The organism is Pseudomonas sp. SIMBA_041, assembly GCF_046535095.1.
Lineage (GTDB): Bacteria > Pseudomonadota > Gammaproteobacteria > Pseudomonadales > Pseudomonadaceae > Aquipseudomonas > Aquipseudomonas mucoides.
Genome location: NZ_JAWRXJ010000013.1, coordinates 111,701 through 135,872 on the forward strand (window position 1 = coordinate 111,701; position 24,172 = coordinate 135,872).

Genomic DNA, 24,172 nt, shown 5'->3' on the forward strand with positions numbered 1-24,172 from the left:
CCGCCCTCTCCTGCCGGGAGAGGGCGTGGCGGGTTCATTTGACCAGCCGTTTTTCCTTGGACGGCCGGTAGCCGAAGTACGAGCTGTAGCACTTGCTGAAATGGCTCGGCGAAACAAACCCGCACGCCACCAGCACGTCCACCTGGGACAGCTCGGTGTGCTGCAACAGCCGACGCGCCTCAGTGATGCGCAGCTCCATGTAATAGCGTTGCGGCGTGGTGCCCAGTTGCTCCTTGAACAGGCGCTCCAGTTGCCGACGTGAACGTCCGGCGTAGACCGCCAGTTGTTCCAGCTCCAGCGGTTCTTCGAGGTTGGCGTCCATCAGCTTGACCACCTCGCGCAACGGCGCGCTGACGCAGATGTTTTCCGCCGGTTTGATCCGCCGGTAACGCGACTCTTCAAACGCCAGAATGTCCTCGATGCCCTCGACCAGGGCTTTGTCGTGCAGCCCTTTGATCCAGTCCAGCGCCATATGGAAAGCCCCCGAAGGACTCGACGCCGTGAGTCGGTCACGGTCAATCACATAGGGTTCGCTGGTGACCTGTGCCGCTTTGGACACTTCCGCCAGTGCCGGTCGATGCTCGGGGTGAATGGCACAACGATAACCGTCCAGCAGGCCAGCGCTGCCGAGGAACCAGGCGCCATTCCACAGCCCGGCCAAGGTGACGCCGCGCTCTGCCGCCGCCCTGAGCAGGTGGACGAAGTCATCGGCGACTTTCAGCTCCGTGCGGTAGCCGCCACACACCACCAACAGGTCCAGTTGCTGAATCGCCGCGGCATCGAAACGCGCGTCAGGCCGGATCACCAGGCCCAGATCACTGACCACCTCACCGTCATGCAAGCCAAACGTTCGCGAGGCGAACAGGCCGGGACGCAACAGATTCGCGGTGACGATCGTATCCAGTGCCTGGGTGAATGCCGGCAGCGAGAAGTGTTCGAGCAGCAAAAAGCCTGTGCGCGTTATCGGCACAGGCTTGTCCGCAGGTTCGTTGAGATAGCGGAGGTTTTTACCCTTCATGCCGCCGCTGAATTGCCGTCGTTCGATCAATGTCCGACCCACTCGATTACGTTAACTACAGAAGTCAAAACCCGTGGAATCATTATGCGACAGATCCGGCGGGCTGGAAGCCGGTCGACGTCAGGTTGGCGAGACTGCGTGCTTTTCTGTCCGCTGATCGCAGCCTCGCCAAGGCTCGACAGCTGCTACGGGGAAAGTGTTGATCGTTCCCACGCTCTGCGTGGGAATGCCACCGGGGACGCTCTGCGTTGCGTCTTCAGAGATTGCGCGACAGCGCCCGGCGTACGCTGTCGCTGTTCAGCGCAGGGCTTTGTGCCGGAGCATCGACGCGGTTCTGAACCGCTTTCGCTTCGTCAACAGGGCTTTCCTCCTCAATCACGATGTCTGCCTCGACAAAGAGCTCTACCTGTGCAGAAGGTTGCACCACGTGGGCAGGACTTGGCGCCCGGCTGCGATTACCGGCCAAAGTGTCCAGCTTGTCGAGGTAGGCATTCAAATCGCTGACCAGCAGTTTCTTGCGCTGGGAGCCCTGGTACCACGCGTAGCAAAAATAGCCCGCCCCCGCCAGGATACCCAGCCCGCCTGTAGCCAGACCCGCGACACACAACCCGGACACGATCATCACGGTCTTCCAGTTGAAGGGCGCCAGCTCCAGCTCGGTATGCAGTGCGTTGGCGTCACGCAACACCCAACGTTTGGACGCCGTGTGATTCTGCAGAATGGTGTGCAAGGGCGAACCATCCTTTTTCAACGCACTGATCAACGAGACTTCCTGACCCGTGCGTAATGGAATGTCCACGCCACGCAGCTTTACATCGTGTTCGACGCCGTCCGGGGTCTTGACCCAGAACTCATGATTGATGATCGACACCGAACTGATACGCACCGGCGTTACTTCACTGTCCTTGCCGTTCACATGAACGCCACCGGTGGACGTCACGCGGGTTTCGCTGAGCTTTTCGCTGCCCACCACTTCACCGCTCAAGACTGTGAAAACAACGGTTGTATCGCCATGGGTGAAGGTGTGCATTTTCGATTCCTTGAAAGGTCCGCATCGGTCGACGTACAGGAGAAAGATACGTATGCGGCGGATGCTACTAAGCAGCCATCAGGCTGTCCAGAAATCGCCGCCGCTGGTGACGCGGACAGAACGGCGATTATGCCGTCACGACTCTCAAGAAATTTCTAAGAACTGGTGGCCAGTGACGACATTTTGACCCTGGTCGTTAAACGCGAAGACTGACCACAAAGATTGTGCTCAACCCCTCTCCCACAGGGGTTTGGGGGTGGGTTGTAGATTTGGGTTCAGTGCTGGCGCAACCACTCGATAAACAGCGCAAACAACTCTGACTGCGACCCGACTTCCAGCTTCAAATACAGATTCTTGCGGTGCATGCGCACCGTCTCCGGCGAGATGCTCATCTGGCTGGCCGTGGATTTCACCGAATGCCCCCGAAGCACCATGTGCGCCACTTCCCGCTCGCGCTCGGTCAACACGTCGCAGCCAAAGTTTTCGAAGGCGGACTGCACGCGTTGCTTCAGATCGTCACTTTCAGTGACTGCGCTTTGCACCAGGCCACGACGGCCAAACTCACTGACAAATTCCCGAACCAAAGGCTCCACCGCGCGCAACAGATTCAACTGCTCCGCCCGCAGGCTTTCCCCGCCAAATCCCTGAAACAGGCTGACCGAGACCTGGCTGTCATGCCCCGTATCGATCAGGTAAAAACTGTCCTCCGAACACCCGGTCTTCAAGTAATAAGTCTTGTAGTACTCGCTGTCGAAGAAGTTGTCCGGGGCGATTTCCTCCAGGTGATAAAACCCTTCGGCCAGGCCCTGCTCCACCGCCAGGCAAAACGGGTCGAGCAAGTAGCCACCGGAAAAATAGCGGTCGATGATCGAGTCCCGATACTGCTCCGGGATACCGCGCTGGTACAGCAACTGCGGCGCACGGTCCTTGTGTTCGAGGCTGATCATCACCGATTCGATGGACACCAGATGCCCGAACGCCGACGCCAGGTAGTGCAGCGCATCAGGCGCGTCGACATGGGCGAATGCCTCGCGCATGTCGCCGTGCCATTTGTGCAAGGCCCCGAAGGGCAATGCGATCAGCGTATCGTCGTTGGGTTTGCTCATGCCCCGCAGTCTAGCGGGAGAACCGACGCCGGGTAACCGCCGATTGATCGAACTCATTGCCCGACGTACTGGCCGCTTTTCTCAAGCTCGGCCGCCACTTCAAGAATGCACACCCGCAGGATCTCGACGATTTCATCGACCTGGGCGCACGTCAGGATCAACGGCGGCGACATTACGTTGAGGTGCATGATCGGCCGCACCAGCAAGCCTCGGGCCTGAGCCCGGGAGTGAATCATCTCGCCGATGTTGATCTCATCGGCGAACAACGCCTTGGTGCGTTTGTCAGCCACGAACTCCACGCAGGCCATGAACTTCTGGCAGCGCACATCGCCCACCAGCGGCAAGTCGCTGAGGGTTGCCAGGCGTTCTTCGAGATAGGCGCCGACCACCTCGACATGCTCCAGCAGGTGTTCGCGCTCGATGATCTCGATGTTTTTCAGCGCCGCCGTGCAGCACACCGGGTGGCCGCTGTAGGTGAAGCCGTGGGTAAAGCAGCGACCCTTGCCGGGCTCGGCGATGACTTTCCAGATACGGTCGGAAAAGATGCACGCGCCCAACGGCAAATAAGCCGACGTCAGGCCTTTGGCCGTGGTGATGATGTCTGGCTGCACATCGAACAGATCATAAGAAGCGAAAAATTTGCCCAGACGCCCGAACGACGTCACCACTTCATCGGCGACAAACAGAATGTCGTAGCGCTGGCAGACTTCCCACATGCGTTTCAGGTAACCCTTGGGCGGAATGATCACCCCGCCCGAGCCCATGATCGGCTCGGCAAAGAAGCCCGCAACCTTGTCCGCGCCGATGGCCAGGATCTTGTCCTCGAACTCCTTGATCAGGAACTCGAGAAACTGCGCCTCGTCCATACCGTCCGGTGCGCGGTAAGGATTCGGGTTGGAGACGTGGTGGATCTTGTCGTTGGCATAATCGAATTCCGGCACGCGGTCGGCGGCTTTGTTGCCAATCGACATCGTCAGCGTGGTGGAGCCGTGATACGCGTTAAACCGGGCGATGACGTGCTTCTTCTGCGGTTTGCCACGGCAGTTCTGGTAGTACTGAATCAGCCTGTACGCGGTGTCGACGGCGGTGGAGCCGCCGGTGGTCAGGAACACATGATCGAGATCGCCCGGCGCCAGGCTGGCGAGCTTTTCGCACAACTGGATGGCGACGTTGTTGGACATGTCGGAAAACGGATTCGAATACGCCAGTTGCCGTACCTGATCGGCAATCGCCAGAGCCATTTCCTCGCGGCCCAAACCGATGTTGGTGCACCACATGCCGCCGACTGCATCGAGAAAACGGTTGCCGTGAGCGTCGTAAATATAGGCGCCGTCACCGGCCACAATGTTCAGCGCGCCCTGTTCGGCGTGTTCGTCGAACACGTGGTAGCCGTGCATGTAGTGGGCTTTGTCAGCCTTGATCAACTGGGCGTCATCAACGGCCGGCAGTGCTTTCAACGTTGGAGTAGCCATACAAAAACCTCAAACCGAAGGGTTAAACGATCAGATCCCGCTCTTCACCGTGCTCCAGACGCGGGTGATGGCGCGCATTTCCTTGGCGTCCTGGGTCTTCTGCGGAAACAGGCGCTGACGGGTTTCTTCATCGGGGTAGATCGCCGGATTGCTGCGCACATCGGCGTTGAGCAACGGCGTGGCCGCCGCGTTGCTGTTGGCGTAGTGGATGTAGTCGGTCACGTCCGCCATCACTTGGGGTTGCATCAAGTACTCAAGGAACTTGTGCGCGTTGGCCACGTGCGGCGCATCGGCGGGGATGTACATGTTGTCGAACCAGATCAGCGAACCTTCCTTGGGAATGAAGTACGCCAGTTTGATCTTCAGCTTGGCCTCTTCGGCGCGGGCCATGGCGGTGGCGTAGTCGCCGGACCAGGTCATGGCCATGCAGACATCGCCGTTGGGCAGGCTGGTCAGGTAGTTCACCGAATCGAACTTCTTGATGTACGGCCGCACGGACAGCAACAAGTCCTGTGCGGCTTTCAAGTCTTCCGGCGACGCACTTCGCGGGTCTCGTCCGAGGTACTTCAAGGCCAGCGGAATCACTTCGGTGGGCGCATCGACCAGGGTGACGCCGCAGTCAGCGAAGCGCGAGACGATTTTGGGATCGAAGATCATCGCCAGCGAACCAATCGGCGCGTCCGGCATGCGTTGCTTGATCTTGTCGACGTTGTAGGTGATGCCGTTGCTGCCCCAGGTGTACGGCGCGGAATACACGGTGCCGGCATCGAAGCCCTGCAAGTCCTGCAAGACTTTCGGGTCAAGGTTGGTCCAGCCCGGCAGCAACTTCTTGTCCAGCGGCTGGAACACTTTGGCCTTGATCAAGGGCGGCGCAAGGGAGGCATTCAATACCACCAGATCGTAACCGGAGTGCCCGGTCAGCAACTTCGCCTGGACGGTTTCGTAGGCATCAAAGGTGTCGTAAATCACCTTGATACCAGAGGCTTTCTCAAAGTCGGCGATGGTCTTTTCGCCGATGTAATCCGCCCAGTTATACAGCCGGAGCGTATTGTTTTCGTTCACGTCAGTGGCGGCGTGCACATTGAGTGTCAGCGGAACTAGCAACAGACTGGAAATCACCATGAGGGCCTTGCGCATAGCAAATTCACCTTATCAAGCGAAGTCGGTTCTGGACGACCGGTTGATGCCACTATTGAGTGATCGGGCCAACGGCACCATACCCCGAATGGGTGTGTGAACCTTTTTGCCGGCCAGCGCTGCGCGAAAACATGGCAAAAAGCAGCAGTTTCGTTGACTCGTTTTGTCATAGCTCCCGCGCCCGTCGGGCGCTTAGAGTGGCTGCCGGACAAAACGGGCGGGGCATTCCATGACTGAGCTGATCAAACAACAACGCAACGACGGCGTTTTGACGCTCACGCTCGACCGCCCCGACAAGCTCAACGCGCTGAACAACAGCCTGTACACGCAGTTGGCCGACCAGTTGCTGGCGGCAGATGAAGACGCTGACATCGGCGTGATCGTGATCACCGGCGGCACCACGTGCTTTACCAGTGGCAACGATCTGGCGGATTTTCTCGAGCACCCGCCGACGCATCTGGACAGTCCTGCGTTTCGCCTGATGAACGTCGTCATTCACCTGAAAACCCCGTTGATCGCCGCCGTGTGTGGCGCGGCCATCGGCATTGGCACCACCCTGTTGCTGCATTGCGATCAGGTGCTGGTGACGCGAAACGCCAAGCTGCGCGTGCCATTCGTCAACCTGGGCCTGTGCCCCGAGTTCGGTGCCAGCCTATTGTTGCCACGCCTGATCGGTCACGCCCGCGCCGCGCGTCTGCTGCTGTGGGGCGACAGCCTCGACGGCGCAGCGGCGGTTGCCTGTGGCCTGGCCAACGAGCTGTTCGACGACGGCCAACAATGCCTGGACGCCGCGCAGAATCTGGCCCGACGCCTGCTGGCCTTGCCGCAGGATTCACTGCGCCAGACCCGCCAACTGCTCAAACAGCCGTCGCTGCCGGAGCTGCAAGCCACTATTCGTCAGGAAAACCTGTTGTTCATCGAGCGCCTCAAGACACCTGAAGCGCAAACAGCGTTGACCGCCCTACTCAATCGCAGTACAGAAAAGCATTCACCAAGAGGAAAGCCGTAATGAACACCCCGGATATTTTTGTTGTCAGCGCCGCGCGTACCGCCATCGGCACCTTTGGCGGTTCGCTCAAAGACGTTCCGCTGGCCGACCTCGCGACCACGGCCGTCAAGGCCGCCCTGCAACGCTCCGGCGTCGACCCGGCGCAAGTTGGCCATCTGGTGATGGGCAGCGTGATCCCGACCGAAACCCGCGACGCCTACATCTCCCGCGTGGCCGCGATGAACGCCGGCATCCCGAAAGAAACCCCGGCCTACAACGTCAACCGCCTGTGCGGTTCCGGCCTGCAAGCGATCATCAATGCCGCGCAAACCCTGATGCTGGGCGATGCCGAGATCGTCGTCGGTGCCGGTGCCGAATCCATGAGCCGTGGGCCTTACATCATGCCGGCCGCCCGTTGGGGCGCGCGCATGGGCAACATCCAGGCCATCGACTACATGCTGGGCATCCTGCATGACCCGTTCCACGGCATCCACATGGGCATCACCGCCGAAAACGTCGCCGAGCGCAACGGCATCACCCGTGAAATGCAAGACGCCCTGGCCCTGGAAGACCAGAAGCGCGCGGCCTTCGCCATCGCCAATGGCTACTTCAGCGAGCAAATCGTTGGCGTGGAAATCCGTGATCGCAAGGAAACCAAGCTGTTCAGCGTCGACGAACACCCTCGCGCCACCTCGCTGGAACAACTGGCGGGCATGAAGCCAGCGTTCAAGAAAGACGGCTCGGTCACGGCCGGCAACGCTTCCGGCCTGAACGACGGCGCCGCTGCGCTGGTCATGGCCACCGGCGCTGCCGTGCAGGCCAACAACCTGCGCCCGCTGGCCCGCCTGGTCAGCTACGCCCACGCCGGTGTTGAACCGGAACTGATGGGCCTCGGCCCGGTGCCGGCCACCCGCCTGGCGCTCAAGCGTGCCGGCCTGACCGTCGCCGACATGGACGTGATCGAAGCCAACATCGCCTTCGCCGCCCAGGCCTGTGCGGTCAGCCAGGAACTGGACCTCGACCCGGCCAAGGTCAACCCGAACGGCTCGGGTATTTCCCTGGGTCACCCGGTCGGCGCAACCGGCGCGATCATCGCCACCAAAGCCATCCACGAACTGCACCGCACCAACGGCCGTTATGCGCTGGTGACCATGTGCATCGGCGGCGGCCAAGGGATTGCAGCGATTTTCGAACGCGTTTAAGCGTCAACGCGGTGCCCGGTGCAACGCCGGGCATCGCAGCCGTTTGATGATTTCCTTCGACAACGGGTCGCAATCCATCAATCCCGCCCCTCCCTCGCGCCCTGGATTAACGCCCTGAGCCAGTTGCGGTGCCGTGCGGTTAGCCCTTGGGGAGATCGCCCCATGCAAAACTTCCAACCCCGCAAACAGCAAAGCCCCGTCGAGGGCCGGGATCATCAGGACCTGGAAGAAATTTTCACCCTGCTGGCAATGTAGAGAGACGCGCTGTGCGTACTTGACGGGAAGCGACATGGGTTGCCGTTATGCCGCGCAAAATGTTCAGCCGGCTATCACTAGGATTTTTCCTACATTTCAGTGGCTTCATGCCTACAAACCATGGGTCATTGGTGCGGCACTATTCAACTTTTTCAGGCCATTGGGCTATCAAAGGGCAATGGTTCTTTTACGATATTTTTGGATAGAAGATCATTGGCGATGAATAGCTTTCCGCTCCGTGCACTGGTTCTTGAGGACCATCCATTTCAGCGAGCGTTTGCAGTGAAGGTGCTGCAATATTTGGGGTGTACCGAGATCTTCGAAGCCGAAGACGGAGAGCAGGCGCTGGCGTTATTACAGCAGGTTGGCGGCGTGGATATCACGCTGTGCGATCTGCGCATGAATGGCATGGATGGCCTGGAATTCCTGCAGCAGGCGAGCCACTCCAATTTGGTGGGTGCGATCATCATCAGCAGCTCGATGTCTTCGGATCTGCGGTGCTCGGTACAGAAAATTGTTTCTTTGCTGGGCATGCAGCTATTGGGCGATGCCGGTAAACCCTTGCGACCGGAAGCATTGGCGCCGTTACTGGCGAAGTATTCGGCAAACACGCATAAACCCTCGCGTCGTGCCCCGGATCCGGGCCTTGAACTGCCGGACAGCCAGGAAGTCGCCCATGCCCTGCATGACCGGCAGGTGAAGGCGTATTACCAACCTAAAATCAATCTGCACACAGGCCAGGTTTATGGCGTCGAGGTGCTGGCCCGGTGGCTACACCCCATCAAGGGAGTTTTGTCACCGGCGTTCTTCATCCCGACACTTGAACATTGCGGGCTGATGGACAAGCTGTTGTTCGATCAGATGAACCAGGCCTTGGCGCTGCAAAAGCAAGTGGGCGAAAAGAACATTGACCTGAATTTTGCATTCAACCTGCAAACGTCTCAACTGGCCGGTGGTCAACTCACGCAGCGAATCAAATCGATACTCGATCACTTCGACCTCCCAGGTGCTGGCCTGACGTTTGAGTTGACCGAGAGCGGATTACTGGAAGCGACAGCGGCCAGCCTTGAAACACTGGTACGTCTTCGCATGATGGGTTGCCAATTGTCCATCGATGACTTTGGCGCGGGGTTTTCTTCGATCCAGCGTTTATGTCAGCTGCCGTTCAATGAAATCAAACTGGACACCGAGTTCGTGCATACCTTGCAGGAACAACGCTGCCAGACGGTGATCAGCAGCATCCTCGCACTGGGTGACTCGTTGGGCATGTCAGTGGTTGTTGAAGGAATCGAAACGCTAGAGCAACGTGACAAACTGTTGGAGCTGGGCTGCTCGAGAGGACAAGGCTATTTCTATGCTCGCCCGATGAGCGGCGCCGATTTGTTGTCGTGGCTGACTCCTGCGTCTTTGGGCTGACTGAATCTCCCTCCCTGTTTCGTAGACACTTCCAAATCCTAAAATGACGAAGGCCCCATAGGGGCCTTCTTCTTTGCAGCAGCGTTTCAGAGTGCAGTGACGCGAACCTCTACACGACAGTAGGCAGACAGGCACCAAAATCAAAAGCAGCATCGCTTTGCAACGTCACGTGCGTGAGCTACCGCTTTGGCAGGACAGGCGTCGCGCTTTACTCTGCATTGAGGTCAAGCACCCGAGCACAGGACTGCGGTAAAAACACATACGACTGTGCGACTTTGTTGTCGTCGAACATCACCTTGTACTGGCAGACCCGAGGCTCGTGGGTGCCGGGCTGTTGGAACTTGAAGATGTAATCCCACTCACGGACGTTGAACATGGCTTCGGAGAAGTGCGGCAAGCCAATCAGCTCGTAGAGTTGTGGCTTGGTCAGACCTGGCACGACCTTGCGCAAATTCTCCACGTTCACATAACTGCCTTCGGTACGGCTGGCATCCTTGAGCGCCGGAAACACCGGGTTGCTGGACTTGCCACTCGCATTGACATGGCTTGGGTTGGTACCACAAGCCGCCAGTGTTGCGGCCACGCCGCCGCTCAGCAGCAGACGCACCATTAATTTATTGAGCTTTTGCATAACATTCTCGACACGATAAAAAGGGAGAAGAGCCCGGCATACGCCGGGCCTGGATCAACGTGAAAGGCTTACCACTGATAACCCACACCCACCGATGCGCCGAATTCGCGCTGGGTGTTGGTCGTGGCTTGCAATTTGGTGACCCAGCGGCCGTTATCCGAGATCCGCGACACGCCCAAGGCCATCGCCGATTCACCGCGATAGGTACCCATGGAGCCGGAGGTCATGCTGGCACCCGCGGCATACGGCTGAGGCAGCGCGGCCATGGCCATTGCACCGGCGACACCGGCGCTCAAGTCGTCATCCAACTGTTTGATGTCTTTGTTCAACGCACTGTAGACCGAGTTGGTGTAGGCATTGGCATTGTTGGTCGCGTCAGTCACGCCCTTGTTCAACTGGCTCAGGTTGACTGCGTCTGTCGGCGCCGTACCGGCGGCCACGTTGGTAATCTGGCGCTCGCTGCCTGCTGCACCTACCGAAACACTGTTGGCACGATCAGCCACCGAGTTGGCACCCAGCGCTACCGAGTTGTCCGCCTTGGCGTTTGAGCCATTACCCGTCGCCGTCGAGTTGTTGCCCGCGGCGATGGCGTTGGTGCCGACGGCCGAGCTGTTCTTGCCCGATGCCTTGGCACCCGCACCGCCCGCCATCGAGTCCTCTCCCGTCGCTGACGGTTTTGGCAGGTTGCTGGTGTTGTTGACCTGGAACATGCCATCGGTGCCGTTTTGCAGATGAGTGACATTCGTCACCGCCTGGGTCACACGGTTGTCGACACTGGAAATTCGCTTGTCCTGATTCACAACGGAGGTATTGATCGTGCTGATCGAGTCATCGGTGTACTTCTTCGACTCGGCCACAGCACCGTCCAGCTGACGCAGGTTAACCGCATCGGTGGCGTCCTTACCGTCCGCGACATTGCTGAGTGTGCGGGTTTCGCCCGTTGCCGCGTTGCCAACGGACACTGTTCCTGATGTAACGTTATCGGCGCCAGAGTACTTGCCGGTATAGGTTTCAGCTCCACGACCGCCATCGCTGGACCCGCTGCCCAATGCAACGCTGCCATCAGCAGACGCCTTGGCCCCGTTGCCCACCGCAATCGCATTAGCGCCCGAAGCATTTGCACCGTTACCCGAAGCCACGGAACCAGCGCCCGACGCTAGGGCATTCGGTCCGATGGCAACCGACTCGGCCCCACTGGCCACGGAGTCAGCACCCGACGAGTTGGCATGGAAATACTTGATGCCCCCACCGTTGGTGATGCTGTTGATATTGCCTTCGATATTCGTCACCCGATTATCGATGCCGGTAACTTGCTGGCCCAAAGCAAAAAGCTGCGAACCGTTGACTGCATCCTTGGAGTTGGCGCTGAGATCACCCGCCCCCACGTTGGTAATTTTGTTGACGGTGTTACCGCCATGGCTCGCACTGAAAGCACCCAGGCTGGAATCCCACAACAACGCGTCATTCGCCAGGTTGTTGATGTTGGTGGTGTTGGTGGCCACCTGAGTGTTGGTCTGGTTGAGCTGCGACATGTTCACCGCATCGCTGTCAGCGACACCATTGGCCACGTTGGTGATTTTGGTGCCACCGACGTGGGTGCTGTTGTCGTAGGTATCGCCACCCAGGGTGATGGTGTTGTGGGTGCTGTCGTCGTACTTGACCGCATCGGCCACAGAGGCCGCGGCGCCTGCTTCGACGGCTTTCAATTGCTTGACGTTGACCGCGTCCGCATCAGCGGCACCGGCCGACAGCCCGGTCATACGACGATCACCGATGTTGACTTCGCCTGTCGAGGTGCCGCCGACCCGGTAAGCCTGTTGACCCAGGGTGCTGCCATCCGCGACCGAGCCTGCGCCCAGTGCAACACTGCCGTCGTGGCTAGCCACTGCGCCCATACCGATCGCGACTGCATCCTGACCCGAAGCAACCGAATCCGTGCCGGTGGAGTTGGCGTGGAAGTACTTGGTGCCCGTCTCATAGAGGTTGGTCAGCGAGTTGCCAAGGTTGGTGATACTGCTGTTGGTTTCGGTCAATTGCGAATAATTCACCGCATCACTTGGCGCCTTGCCATCGGCCACGTTGGTGATGCGGGTGCCGCCGGTGTGGGTGCTGTTGTCGTAAGTATTGCCACCCAGGGTGATGGTGTTATGGGTGCTGTCGTCGTACTTGACGGCACCGGCATCGACCGCAGAGAGGGCCTGATTGGTCGCGTTCAGCTGGCTGCCGTTGATGGCGTCGGTACTGCTGGAATTGACCTGTCCCGCCGCTACGTTGATGATCTGGCGTTCCCCGTTGACGGAACCCACGCTCACCACACCTGACGGCGCGCCGCCCGCGTAGTTGTAGGTCGTGCCATTGATGACGCCTGTGGGCGTGGCCAATGCAGCTCGGTCGGTGCTGTTGTTGCCCAGCACCACACCGTTGTCCTGTGTGGTAGTGATGTTATTGCCCACCACAAATATGTTGTTATTCGCGACAGTGTTACCGTTACCCAAGGCGTAGCTGTTGTTGCCGGATACTCCTTTGAAATTGGAAGTAAGTCCGGTACCGATAGAACCGGAGCCACTGCCGGTCACCACGTTATCGGCGCCGATGGCAATGCTGGAACTGCCCTCGGCATGAGCAGACGTGCCCAACGCGATGGCGCTAAGCGCAGATGCTTTAGCTCTGTCGCCTACCGCCGTGGCACTCGAATCGCTCGCCACCGCCAGGTTACCGATACCCGTGCTGTTAATGCCCGATGCGATGGTCCAGGTACCTACCGCGATTCCGTTCGCACCCGAAGCAATCGGAGCATTACCGATACTGACTGAACTGTAGCCGGTGGCTTTGGTACCTGAACCAATGCCCACTGTGTAGCCTTCAGTGGCCTGAGCCCCGAAACCCAGCGCCAGAGACTTAACAATACTGGTGTTGCCACTCACCCCCGACACCGCGCCTTGACCCAGCGCCATGGTCTGCGATCCATAGGCCGCCGCGCCAGTACCGAGCGCGATGGCGTTGAACAATTGCGCCTTTGAGTTCGTACCAATGGCGATCGCGCCGCCCACGTGCCCATCAGCATCTACTGCGCCATCTGCTTTCGCAGTAGTGCCAAGCGCCAGGTCATTGACTTGCGCTGCGCTGGCTCCCTCACCGCATGCGAGCGCCTTATCCCCTGGCGCCGAGGGGGCCGTAACCCACGTCCCGTTAACCAGGCAGGTATTACCTGGCGCAGCCGAAGCAACGTTGATGGAACCGGCACCAAACAACAGTGCCGCCGTGGCGAGCTTAGTGGCCGAACTCATCTTCTTGAAGCCGCTGTCCAACGTTGAAGACTTGGTTTTGGAAGTTGCAAGTTCGGAAGCAACAACCCAGGTACTAAGTGTCGCATTCCAAACCAACTTGAATATCTTGTTCATTGCGTTTCCTGCTGAGCGTGTCGAGTGCCCCCAGATGAACTACCCGAGGCCGTAATGGCGACTTTAGATAGGTTGATTTGTATTTAATGTAGGAAATTTCCCAGCGCGCTTTCCTAACAAACACATTTCGACACGCTTTTGCGCTACGCCCTTTCGGTAGGAAATTTCCTACAAAAGCAGGGGCTTAGTCCTACATTTCCACCACTCTATTTGGTGAAGCATTCAGACACCCACGCAAAGGGATAACGATCTGCAGAGTTTCTCTGCTACAACCAAAACCACAAGATTTGAAGTGCCCCCAACCACTAAAGTCTGGAGTGAATAATTCATGCCTAATGAGACACAGTCTTCCAGTCCAATGCCTAGTGTTTTGCGCCCGGCGACACCCAACAATCCGCCAAGCCATCAAAAATCAAAACAAGGCGCAATACTTGGCCAAGGGGAAAACACTGCACTTACTTCCCCCTTCATTCCGCCAACCGGCTCGGTGAAACCGGCGCCGCCCCCTGTAAAATCGAAACCGACCGCCTTTCAAGTGCCTAAAATCTGCCCTCTGTGCAGGACCCATCACACCGGTGCTTGCGCGACTAAACAGTCGACTCCACCCTCTTCCGACGCCGGAAAACCTGCTACCGCTCAAGAGATCCTCGACAAATATAAGAGCGGTTATGCTGCAACAGATAGAGTACTGCCCTTCACCCTCATGAAAGATGTAACAAACGACTCACTGAGCTTTTCTGAAAAGAAAGCCAGTCAAAAACATCTAGATAAAGTATCGAACAAGAAATTCGCCCTCCGACACTACACAAAATCAGTCGATGGACCACCGACTTACAACACCATCAACCCGAACTTTGAGCTGGTGAACACAGGTGTTAAAACACTTAACAGAACTCAAGGGAGCAATACAAACGAAGACGACTGGAATCGCCTTGGCAATACCGCATTTACGTTCTTTTTGTTAGCCATTGACGGAAAGGTTTCTGAACGGAGGTTTTTGGCCTCCATGACACATTATGCAGAATTTGATTTGGAAGACCCTGCACTGTTGTCCAGCCTGGGACTCGACACCGCCGAGTTTTTTGCATCTCCAGATTTACTGCATGAGAAAAACTTGTCCGCAGTCAAGGCTGTTAAAGGTCCGTTAAGTGAGCTGAAGTCTTTAATGATTGCCAGCTCAGAGCTTCAGCCTATTCAGTTGGGTATTATGCACGCCGCCCCTTTGCTTGAAGTCATTGACACCAAGTTCCAGGGAAGCCTGGAAATTAAAATTCCAGGTTCGGTTCCTGTGCCCCGATGGATTCCGGTCTAAGGAGCGATGACCCGCCAGCCTCTACGTTTAAGCCACGTAGAGGCTCAGCTTATCGGCCAATTGCTCCATCTCCCGCTGCAGCTCATCCACCGCTTCGGCCAATCGGGAAGTGTCCCGCCCCGTGCAGACGACTTCAAGATGCTCACAGCACTGAATCAGTCGCTGAGCCCTGATGATGCGCGCTCCCCCCTTCACCCGGTGCGCCAGGCCCGACAATGCATTCAGGTCGTGCTTGGTGAACAACTGAATCAACCGTGCCATGTCTTCTTCATTCGCCGTGGACAGATCACCAATCAGACTATTGATCGACGCTTTGTCGCCCCGAGTCAGTTGCTCAAGGCTGCTCAGGTCAATCTCATTGCTGCCGTGCACCGAGGTCTGCTCCTCACTTCGTTCCATCGGCGCTACAGCCTCCAGGCACGCCTTCAATTCCTCAAGCCCGATGGGCTTGAACAGACAATCGTCCATGCCTGCTTCGATGCAACGAACCCGCTCCTCCTGTTGGGCGTTTGCTGTATACCCCAGGATCAAACACGGTACACGACCTTGGGTACGCTCCTCTTCGCGGATGACCTGGGTTAACTCGTAGCCACTCATCATTGGCATGTTGCAGTCTGTGATCACTACATCGAACCATTGACTGCGCCAGGCTTGCAGCCCTCGCGCACCGTCTTCGGCATCGCTCACCCGGTGTCCGAGGTGGCTTAGCTGCTGAGACAGCAACAGACGATTGGCGGGATAGTCGTCAATAACCAGCACATTCAGCACATGATGTTGCAGGGCAGCGTCGAACGGCATCATCCCGGGCAATTCAGCCAGTGGCTCCAGCGCCGGCAAACTCAGATGGACTTCAACCTTTGTTCCCTTGCCGAAAACGCTGCTCATGAGCAAACGCCCGCCCATCATTTCGCAGAGCGTGCGACTGATTACCAACCCCAACCCAGAACCACTGCGCGCGGACTGGGTGTTATTGCTTGCCTGGGTAAACGGGCTGAACAAGCTCTGCTGATCTTCATCCGAAATGCCAATACCAGTGTCCTCAATGACTAGGGCGACGGTCATAAACTGCGAGTTTTTGGCGGGACGGGCCTGCAGGCTCAATCGAACCTGACCGTCCTGGGTGAACTTGATCGCGTTACTCAGCAGATTGGAAACAATCTGTTTGAAGCGTAAAGGGTCAACGAGCACATCACTTGGCATCTGGAAGTCCAGATCCAGTAGCAGGCTCAGACGTTTTTGCCGGGCGACACCTTCGAAAACCCGTAACACCGACTCAAGAAGTTCACGCAAATTGGCCCTTTCTGGCGACAGGGACAACCGCCCGGACTCGATTCGGGCAATGTCCAGAATATCGCCGATCAGGTCCAGCAGGCCATGAGCCGCGCCAGACGCAACCTCAATGGCAAACCGATCCGTGACGCCTTGATCAGCCTTTTTCATCGCAATTTCGAGCATGCCGATGACGGCATTCATGGGCGTGCGGATTTCATGACTCATGGTGGCCAAAAACAGACTCTTGGCCCGGTTGGCATCATCGGCATGTTCCTTGGCCTCGTCGGCGACCAGCTTTGCTTCACGTAACTGCTCGACAAGCGCCTGGCGTTCGCTGATGTCGATCCAACCGGCAATCACGCCACCCACTTCGCCATTACTGTCGCGGTACGGCAGCATCCAGTGATAAATCTGCAGTTCACGGTCATCCAACAACCTGATTACACGATCTTCAACCATAGACATGCCGGTACTGGTGATCCGCTGAAACTCCTCCTCATAACGGCTCGCGTCCTCGGGGTGAAGCAACTTCACTTTGCCCTTCCCAATCACCGCCTCGCGCTCTACCCCAAAGACCTTGAGGTAACTGGAGTTGCAGATCAGCAAAATTCCATTGCGGTCCCGGATGTAAATCGGATGGGGGGTGCCATCAATCAAGACCCGCATAAACTCCAGTTGCTCATTGAGTGCATGCTCAGCCTCATCACGCCTGCGCAACGCCACCTTCATATAAGCGATCCATACCAGCGCCAGCGCCAACAGCACCAAAAACCCACAAACCACTTCGACGATAAATGCTCTATTGCGCGCCCAATAGCTGTCTTCGACCATCACGTCGTTACGCCAGCGATTCCTTATTTCATCCATTTCCTCGGGGGGGATACTCAACAGTGCCTTGTCGAGAATGGAATGGAGTTCCAACGCCCCACGACTTGTCGCAAAGGCCATCTGCGCGAAGTCATTACCGACGGTGCTGACGATTCGCAACTGACCTTCAAAACGATGATTGATCATGTGACTGCTGAGGATCAGCGTACCGACCATCGCGTCTACTTCCCCGCGGATGACCATACTCATAGCGTGTTCTGAGTCGTCAGCCTCCACCAAGCGGATTTTTGGATAGTTGCTCATCAGCCATTCGTGCATATTATTATTACGAGTCAGCACCAATCGCTTACCTGCCAGTTGCTCGAGTGCAATGGGAATATCGGCATCTGCCTTGGCTATCAGCACATAAGGCGAAGCCAGGTAAGGTCGTGTGAAATGCAGCACACGCTCACGAACCGGACTCGGAGTGAGCGTTGCCAAGAATTCAGAATCACTGTTGCCAACCGCCTCCACCATCGCAGAAACCGACGGCACCACCTGAATATCAAACTTCAGCCCTGTGCGAAGCGATACTTTGCTCAACACATCATTGGCAATGCCGACAAACTCGCCACTTTTGTTAACAAAAGACAAAGGTGGATAGCCGCCCACTACATTGACCCGAACACTCGGATGCTCATCCAGCCATCGTTGCTCGCTGCTACTGAAATTCAGACGCCGCTTGCCTGGCATGTTCTCCCCACCCGCCCCCCAGCGGTTCATGATTTCCATGCGCGCACTCACTGGAATCGCTGCGATGGCCGCATTAACGACACGAATCAGGGTTTGGTTGTCGCTGTTCATGACGAAACTGAAGTCGCGAACTTCCATGCGCGAGAAGTCCGCCAACTCGACATTATTTATAAAGTTATTATTAATCAGGTAATTGGCGCTGACCGAATCACCAAGATAAACATCCGCCTGCCCAAACGCTACGGCACCAATGGCGCTCAGCATGGAGGGGTAAACTTGCAGGGTCGCTTTAGGGTAAAAAGCCCGTACGGCATCAGGGGAAATGTAGTGGTACAGCATGGCAATGGTCTTGCCGTTCAGGTCAACCGGCAAATCACCGCCGTCACCCTTGCGAGTGATTAATGTAGGTTTGTCATTGGCATAAGGATGGCTGAGCACCATGTTCGGAAACTGCGACTCGTATTCATTGGCCGTTCCGACAAAATCCACGTCTCCTTTTCTGACCGCGTCCACAACCTCACCGCGACTGTCATAGCGGCGAATTTCAACTTTGAGCCCTAGAAGCTCGCCAATCAACTGCGCATAGTCAATCGTCACCCCTTCCATCTGATCATGATTGATCGTCATATCGAACGATGCGTAATCGGGAGTGGAGGCCCCCAAAAGCAAAATGCTCTTGGAGCGCAACCAACGCCAATCCCGCTCATCGAGCGTTACGTGATAACCACCGTTAACGTTCGATCGCCCCAACAGCCCAAGCGTTTTCGGCTCGGCCTCAACCGTGGAGCTGAAGTGGGCAGCAAGAACAAGCACGACCAGCGACAGACAGATCTGAAGTGACTTCATCATTTAAAGCAGATCATTGCGTTTGGCGAAATCGGCCAGATAAACAACCGAGGTCACATTGAGCTTCTCAATCAGCCTTGCCTTGTAGGTACTAACGGTCTTGTTACTCAAGAGCATGAGGTCACCAATTTCCTTATTACTGAGCCCGTTCGCCAGTTGTTTGAGAATCGCCAGTTCTCTATTCGAGAGCGAACGAATCAGCTCGTCATCCGTGGCGCTTCCATCGCTTCGGCGAACAGATTGAGCCTGTATGTCTGGAAAGTAGCTATAACCCGACATGATGACCTTGACGCCCCTGGCCAGTTCATCAAGACCATCGGTTTTGGAGATATACCCGGCCGCACCTGCACTCATGCACCTCATGGAATAAAATTTTGCAGGCAAAGAGGTCAATACCAGGATCTTGGTCGGGATATCCAAAGCCCGAATACGCCGAATAGCTTCCAGACCGTCAAGCTTCGGAATAGTGATATCCAGTACAAGCATGTCAGGTCTATGTGCAATGACCAGTTGAACGGCATCGGCACCATTATCGGTTTCCGCTACGATTTCAAAATTTTCATTCGCCAACAGCATTTTGACCGACGAACGTATGAACGGATGATCATCTACAACGATTGCATTTAACATTTGAGTTCCTTGTTACTCCCAAGATAACCACGGTGCTGGAGGCCATTTACGGGTTCCTTTCGCGCAGCCAGTGCCGAAGCCCTTCCGCACACATTGGACGTCCCAGAAAAAAACCTTGCCCTTCTTCACAGCCCATTTGCAATAACGAATCCCGAACCCATTCGCTGCCGATGCCTTCGATAACGAGGCTCATGTTTAACGACTGGGCCAGCGCCAGCGTGCTGATGACCATGGTTTTACTGATGGGATGATGGAGTGTATTTACAAATTTCTTATCAAGTTTTATCTGGCTGAAAGGGAGACGACAGAGCAGTTGCAGTGAGGAAAACCCCAAACCAAAATCATCAATGGCCAGACCACAACCCAGCATACGCAAGCGCAAAAGGTTGTCTCGCACCTTCGGCTCGAGATCAAGCAAACCGCTTTCCGCCACCTCGAAAATCAATAACGAGCCTGGGAGTTCATAACGCTTCAGGGCGCCCTGTATGTAATCAGCGAAATCGTCCGAAGCCATTTGAGAGGCATGCAAGTTGAACGCAATCTCGATATTGGTGTTTTGTCTGCGCATGTCCCTTAAAAAGGTCAGGCCCTGCACCAGAACCTGCTCGAACATTTGGTGAATCAGATTGCTCGCCAGCACCTCGGTCAGAAAGTCACGAGGCAATAACAAACCCCGCGTCGGGTGATTCCAACGGACCAGCGCTTCCACGCCTGTCAAGGAGCCTTCGCGCAAAGCGAGTTTGGGCTGAAACCAGGCCTGAAACTCACCTTGCGCCAATCCCCTGCGGATATCGTTGGCGCACGTCGCCTGTTTCAATATCTCGGGTTGCACCTTGGACTCCCCCCTGCGTTGCCGGTACTGCTGAATCATCCGATGCAAGGGTCTCATCCGCATGGGCTGACTCATTACTCCGAGCAACTCCAGGCCAACTAAAAGAGCGGTTCTCTCCAGTGCACGACTCACCGCTGGCTCCAGGGTACTGCACAGCGCTACGGCCCTGACCAATCCTGCCCTCGCTGCCTGTTGAAGAAACTCCAGATGATCAAGGTCTCTGCCAACCAGGTCACACAATACGATGTCAACGCCACCTGAGACCTGTAACTCTCGCAATGCCTGCCGGGTATCTGAGGCTTGAAGAATATCTGTTACGCCCAATCGCCGGAGCATCATTACGTGAATACTGCGCGTAAACGCGTAGTCATCCAGCACCAAAACCCTCGGGTAATCCATTTTGGGTCAATCGCTCTTCTACCTTTATGAAGCGCTGAATACTGGGTAAAAAGCAGAACACTCGCCGTAGGAAATAGCCCCCTAGCTTGTAGGGAATTTCCTAGAGACCCACCAACAGCCCAACTGCGATTCGTCCGCTTCGTACGTGCAAGCAGACTCGCAGCAAGAACGCCAAGGAGGCGCCGTTGGGAAAAAACCCCCAGGCCAGTCGTGGCAGTCATTGGAAATCCTTTGGTTTTACCGAACGCATCCTTATGCGCTCGCTAAAAGGTTAACGGCCGCAGAGTCAGAACATAAATAGAATGACGACAAGAGAGCGATAGAAAAAAACATCTGGTCGAATCAACGCCACCAGATGCCGACTAAGCCGGATCACAACGTGGCTCCCCCTCTTTTCAACCAAACAACCACCTGACGACCGGCAAAAAAAATCAATTGCCACTAAATATTACATACGTCATATTACCTGCGTAATAAACACCCGTTTTCTACAGGTAACCCCCATGACCAGCATGCCCAGCCTTGAAACCGACCAAGCTGTCCCGGTGAGCACGCCCAAGCCTCCCCTGCTCAAACGGTTGATTCTGCTGACAGCGGTTGTCGCTGCCCTGGTTGCGGGCGGGCTGTATGCCTCGCACTGGTGGACAACCGGTCGTTTCATCGAAGAAACCGACGATGCCTACATCGGCGGCGACGTCACGGTGATCGGCCCGAAAGTCGCCGGGTACATCGAAGAAGTGCTGGTGACCGACAACCAGGCAGTCAAGGCCGGCGATGTCCTGATTCGTCTCGACTCCCGCGATTACCGCGCCAACCTGGCCAAGGCCGAAGGTGCAGTGGCTGCTGAAGAGGCGCTGCTGGCGAATCTCGACGCTACCGAACAACTGCAGTACGCCGTGATCGGCCAGGCCCGTGCCGGGATCGATGCTGCGGGCGCGGAAACCTCCCGCTCCCGGGATGACAATGCCCGCTACAAAAAACTGGTGAGCACCAACGCGGTCTCGGTGGAAAGCGCTCAGCGCGCTGATGCTACGTTCAAAACCGCCCAGGCGATCAGCTCGCGGGCCCAGGCCGAATTGTTGGCCGCGCAACGTCAGTTGAACGTGATCGCCACCCAGAAACAGCAAGCCCGCGCCGCGTTGATGCAGGCCCGCGCCGAACGGGATCTGGCGCAATTGAATGTCGGTTACACCGAACTCAAGGCGCCGGTGGATGGCGTGATCGGCAATCGCCGGGCGCGGGTCGGCGCGTATGCGCAGGCCGGTTCGCAGTTGCTGTCGGTGGTGCCGTCCAGTGGTTTGTGGGTCGATGCCAACTTCAAGGAAGATCAACTGGCGCGGATGATTCCGGGCCAACGCGTGGTCATCCATGCGGACGTGCTGTCAGGGCAGGAATTCCACGGTCATCTGGGCAGTCTTGCGCCGGCCAGCGGCTCGCAGTTCAGCGTGTTGCCACCGGAAAACGCCACGGGCAACTTCACCAAGATCGTCCAGCGGGTGCCGGTACGCGTCATCCTCGATCCGGCTGACGGAGTGCTCGGTCACTTGCGTCCGGGCCTGTCGGTGACGGCTGAAGTCGACACCCGCAAAAGCGCTGACATCCCAGCCGTGGCCAGCGCACCATGAGCCGCGCCCTCGCCGCCCCTGCGCAGCCGTTCAACCCCGCCAACATGGCGACGGCGACCAAGGTGTTCGCCTTCGCCAGCATGTGCATCGGCATGTTCATTGCGCTGCTGGATATCCAGATCGTTTCGGCCTCGTTGCGTGACATCGGCGGCGGCCTCTCCGCCGGCACTGATGAAACGGCGTGGGTGCAGACCAGCTACCTGATTGCCGAAATCATCGTGATTCCACTGTCGGGCTGGCTGTCGCGGGTATTTTCGACTCGTTGGTTGTTCTGCGCATCAGCGGTCGGCTTTACCTTGGCCAGCCTGCTCTGTGGCGCGGCCTGGAACATCCAGAGCATGATCGCCTTCCGCGCGCTGCAAGGCTTTCTCGGCGGTTCGATGATTCCGCTGGTGTTCACCACGGCGTTCTTTTTCTTCACCGGCAAACAACGGGTGATTGCCGCCGCAACCATCGGCGCGGTGGCCTCGCTGGCACCGACATTAGGGCCGGTAATCGGCGGCTGGATCACCGACATTTCGTCCTGGCACTGGCTGTTCTACATCAACCTGGTGCCGGGTATTTTCGTTGCCGTGGCCGTGCCGATGCTGGTGAAAATCGACCAGCCGGAACTGTCGCTGCTCAAGGGCGCCGACTACCTGAGCATGGTGTTCATGGCGCTGTTTCTCGGCTGCCTGGAATACACCCTCGAAGAAGGCCCACGCTGGAACTGGTTCAGCGACAGCACCATGCTCACCACTGCCTGGATCAGCGGCCTCGCCGGCCTGGCCTTTATCGGCCGGACCTTGCACGTCGCCAATCCGATTGTCGATCTGCGCGCCCTGAAAGACCGCAACTTCGCCCTCGGCTGTTTCTTCTCGTTCGTCACCGGGATCGGCCTGTTCGCCACCATTTACCTGACGCCGCTGTTTCTCGGCCGGGTGCGGGGCTACAGCGCGCTGGACATTGGACTGGCGGTTTTCTCCACCGGGGTGTTCCAGATCATGGCGATTCCGCTGTATGCCTTTCTGGCCAACCGCGTGGATCTGCGCTGGATCATGATGACCGGACTCGGCCTGTTCGCCTTGTCGATGTGGGATTTCAGCCCGATCACCCATGACTGGGGGGCCAGGGAGCTGATGCTGCCGCAAGCGTTGCGCGGGATTGCCCAGCAATTGGCGGTGCCACCGGCCGTGACGTTGACCTTGGGTGGTCTGGCGCCAGCGCGGCTCAAACATGCATCGGGGTTGTTTAATCTGATGCGCAACCTGGGCGGCGCCATCGGCATCGCCGCCTGTGCGACCATCCTCAACGACCGCACCAACCTGCATTTCACCCGGTTGGCGGAACACCTGAACAGCACCAACGAAGCACTGAACCAGTGGCTGTCGCAGGTCGGCAACAACTTCGCCACCCTCGGCCAGAGCGGTGACACGAGCGTCACTGCCAGCCTGCATCAGCTATGGCTATTGACCTACCGCGAAGCCCAGACACAAACCTATGGCGACGCGTTTTTGATGATCATGGTCTGCTTCATCATCGCCACGGCGATGGTGCCCTTGATGCGCAAGGTGCAACCACCGGCCGCGCCGTCAGCAGACGCACATTGATCAGGCTTGAGGCATTTTGCGGAAACCAATCGCCAGACGGTTCCAGGCGTTGATGGTGGTAATGGCCACGGTCAGGTCGACCATTTCTTTCGGGCTGAACTCGGCGGTGGCCAGCTCGTAGTCTTCATCCGGCGCGTGGGTCTGGCTCACCAGCGTCAGGGATTCGGTCCAGGCCAGTGCCGCACGTTCACGCGGGGTAAAGAACGGCGTTTCGCGCCAGGCCGACAACGTAGCCAGACGGCGCTCGTCCTCACCGCCCTTGCGGGCATCGGCGCTGTGCATGTCGAGGCAGAACGCGCAGCCGTTGATTTGCGAAGTGCGCAGCTTGACCAGTTCGATCAGGTTTTTTTCCAGCGGCAGCTTCGACACCGCGGTTTCCAGGGCGATCATGGCTTTGAGCGCATCAGGGGAAGCGGTGTAGAAATCGATACGAGGTTTCATGGTGGACTCC

General features: G+C 57.3%; 17 protein-coding genes. 6 read left to right on the forward strand and 11 right to left on the reverse strand.

Going from position 1 to position 24,172, the window contains the following annotated elements; all coding sequences use genetic code 11:
• Positions 1 to 34 precede the first annotated feature (34 nt).
• From SB725_RS26890 to SB725_RS26910, 5 genes are all read right to left on the reverse strand, one after another.
• Complete coding sequence (locus tag SB725_RS26890) at positions 35 to 1,048, reverse strand: GlxA family transcriptional regulator (protein ID WP_027925463.1); 1,014 nt, start codon at positions 1,046 to 1,048, stop codon at positions 35 to 37.
• Between the two features lie 226 nt (positions 1,049 to 1,274).
• On the reverse strand, positions 1,275 to 2,048 hold the full coding sequence (locus tag SB725_RS26895) for a hypothetical protein (RefSeq protein WP_027925464.1): 774 nt from the start codon (positions 2,046 to 2,048) through the stop codon (positions 1,275 to 1,277).
• A gap of 275 nt (positions 2,049 to 2,323) precedes the next feature.
• Complete coding sequence (locus SB725_RS26900) at positions 2,324 to 3,211, reverse strand: helix-turn-helix transcriptional regulator (protein WP_027925465.1); 888 nt, start codon at positions 3,209 to 3,211, stop codon at positions 2,324 to 2,326.
• On the reverse strand, positions 3,208 to 4,626 hold the full coding sequence (locus SB725_RS26905; RefSeq protein ID WP_027925466.1) for an aminotransferase: 1,419 nt from the start codon (positions 4,624 to 4,626) through the stop codon (positions 3,208 to 3,210). The genes SB725_RS26900 and SB725_RS26905 overlap by 4 nt, the downstream gene beginning before the upstream one ends.
• A gap of 30 nt (positions 4,627 to 4,656) precedes the next feature.
• The gene (locus SB725_RS26910; protein ID WP_027925467.1) at positions 4,657 to 5,763 is read right to left on the reverse strand and encodes a polyamine ABC transporter substrate-binding protein; all 1,107 of its coding nucleotides are present in this window, start codon (positions 5,761 to 5,763) and stop codon (positions 4,657 to 4,659) included.
• A gap of 229 nt (positions 5,764 to 5,992) precedes the next feature.
• Here SB725_RS26910 and SB725_RS26915 point away from each other — a divergent pair, with 229 nt between their 5' ends.
• From SB725_RS26915 to SB725_RS26925, 3 genes are all read left to right on the forward strand, one after another.
• The gene (locus tag SB725_RS26915; protein WP_410922843.1) at positions 5,993 to 6,772 is read left to right on the forward strand and encodes an enoyl-CoA hydratase; all 780 of its coding nucleotides are present in this window, start codon (positions 5,993 to 5,995) and stop codon (positions 6,770 to 6,772) included.
• Positions 6,772 to 7,953 (forward strand): acetyl-CoA C-acyltransferase family protein, encoded by a 1,182-nt coding sequence (locus SB725_RS26920; RefSeq protein ID WP_059182457.1) that lies wholly within the window; start codon positions 6,772 to 6,774, stop codon positions 7,951 to 7,953. Before SB725_RS26915 ends, SB725_RS26920 begins: the two co-directional genes overlap by 1 nt.
• A gap of 375 nt (positions 7,954 to 8,328) precedes the next feature.
• Positions 8,329 to 9,624 carry an EAL domain-containing protein gene (locus SB725_RS26925; RefSeq protein ID WP_410922844.1) on the forward strand — a complete coding sequence of 432 codons (1,296 nt, stop codon included), beginning with the start codon at positions 8,329 to 8,331 and terminating at the stop codon, positions 9,622 to 9,624.
• A gap of 208 nt (positions 9,625 to 9,832) precedes the next feature.
• Here SB725_RS26925 and SB725_RS26930 read toward each other — a convergent pair whose 3' ends face one another.
• On the reverse strand, positions 9,833 to 10,255 hold the full coding sequence (locus SB725_RS26930; RefSeq protein ID WP_027925471.1) for an outer membrane protein assembly factor BamE: 423 nt from the start codon (positions 10,253 to 10,255) through the stop codon (positions 9,833 to 9,835).
• Between the two features lie 68 nt (positions 10,256 to 10,323).
• Positions 10,324 to 13,656 (reverse strand): YadA-like family protein, encoded by a 3,333-nt coding sequence (locus SB725_RS26935; protein ID WP_410922845.1) that lies wholly within the window; start codon positions 13,654 to 13,656, stop codon positions 10,324 to 10,326.
• Positions 13,657 to 13,984: 328 nt separating this feature from the next.
• On the opposite strand from SB725_RS26935, the gene SB725_RS26940 reads away from it, so the two are divergent.
• Positions 13,985 to 14,968 (forward strand): hypothetical protein, encoded by a 984-nt coding sequence (locus SB725_RS26940; protein WP_155953746.1) that lies wholly within the window; start codon positions 13,985 to 13,987, stop codon positions 14,966 to 14,968.
• Positions 14,969 to 14,995: 27 nt separating this feature from the next.
• Here the strand turns inward: SB725_RS26940 and SB725_RS26945 are convergent, their stop codons facing one another.
• From SB725_RS26945 to SB725_RS26955, 3 genes are read right to left on the reverse strand one after another with little or no spacing between them, the layout of a single operon-like run.
• Positions 14,996 to 18,649: a transporter substrate-binding domain-containing protein gene (locus SB725_RS26945; RefSeq protein WP_410922846.1), complete on the reverse strand. Its 3,654-nt coding sequence runs from the start codon at positions 18,647 to 18,649 to the stop codon at positions 14,996 to 14,998.
• A complete protein-coding gene (locus SB725_RS26950) occupies positions 18,650 to 19,276 on the reverse strand; it encodes a response regulator transcription factor (protein ID WP_027925475.1) in 627 nt (208 codons plus the stop codon).
• 46 nt (positions 19,277 to 19,322) lie between these two features.
• Positions 19,323 to 20,486, reverse strand: coding sequence for an EAL domain-containing protein (locus SB725_RS26955; protein WP_410922847.1), 1,164 nt, complete (start codon positions 20,484 to 20,486; stop codon positions 19,323 to 19,325).
• 524 nt (positions 20,487 to 21,010) lie between these two features.
• Here SB725_RS26955 and SB725_RS26960 point away from each other — a divergent pair.
• Both SB725_RS26960 and SB725_RS26965 read left to right on the forward strand, forming a co-directional pair.
• On the forward strand, positions 21,011 to 22,132 hold the full coding sequence (locus SB725_RS26960) for an HlyD family secretion protein (protein WP_027925477.1): 1,122 nt from the start codon (positions 21,011 to 21,013) through the stop codon (positions 22,130 to 22,132).
• Positions 22,129 to 23,721 carry a DHA2 family efflux MFS transporter permease subunit gene (locus SB725_RS26965; RefSeq protein WP_027925478.1) on the forward strand — a complete coding sequence of 531 codons (1,593 nt, stop codon included), beginning with the start codon at positions 22,129 to 22,131 and terminating at the stop codon, positions 23,719 to 23,721. Before SB725_RS26960 ends, SB725_RS26965 begins: the two co-directional genes overlap by 4 nt.
• On the opposite strand, the gene SB725_RS26970 is transcribed toward SB725_RS26965, so the two are convergent.
• Positions 23,722 to 24,162: a carboxymuconolactone decarboxylase family protein gene (locus SB725_RS26970; RefSeq protein ID WP_027925479.1), complete on the reverse strand. Its 441-nt coding sequence runs from the start codon at positions 24,160 to 24,162 to the stop codon at positions 23,722 to 23,724.
• Between the last annotated feature and the right edge of the window lie 10 nt (positions 24,163 to 24,172).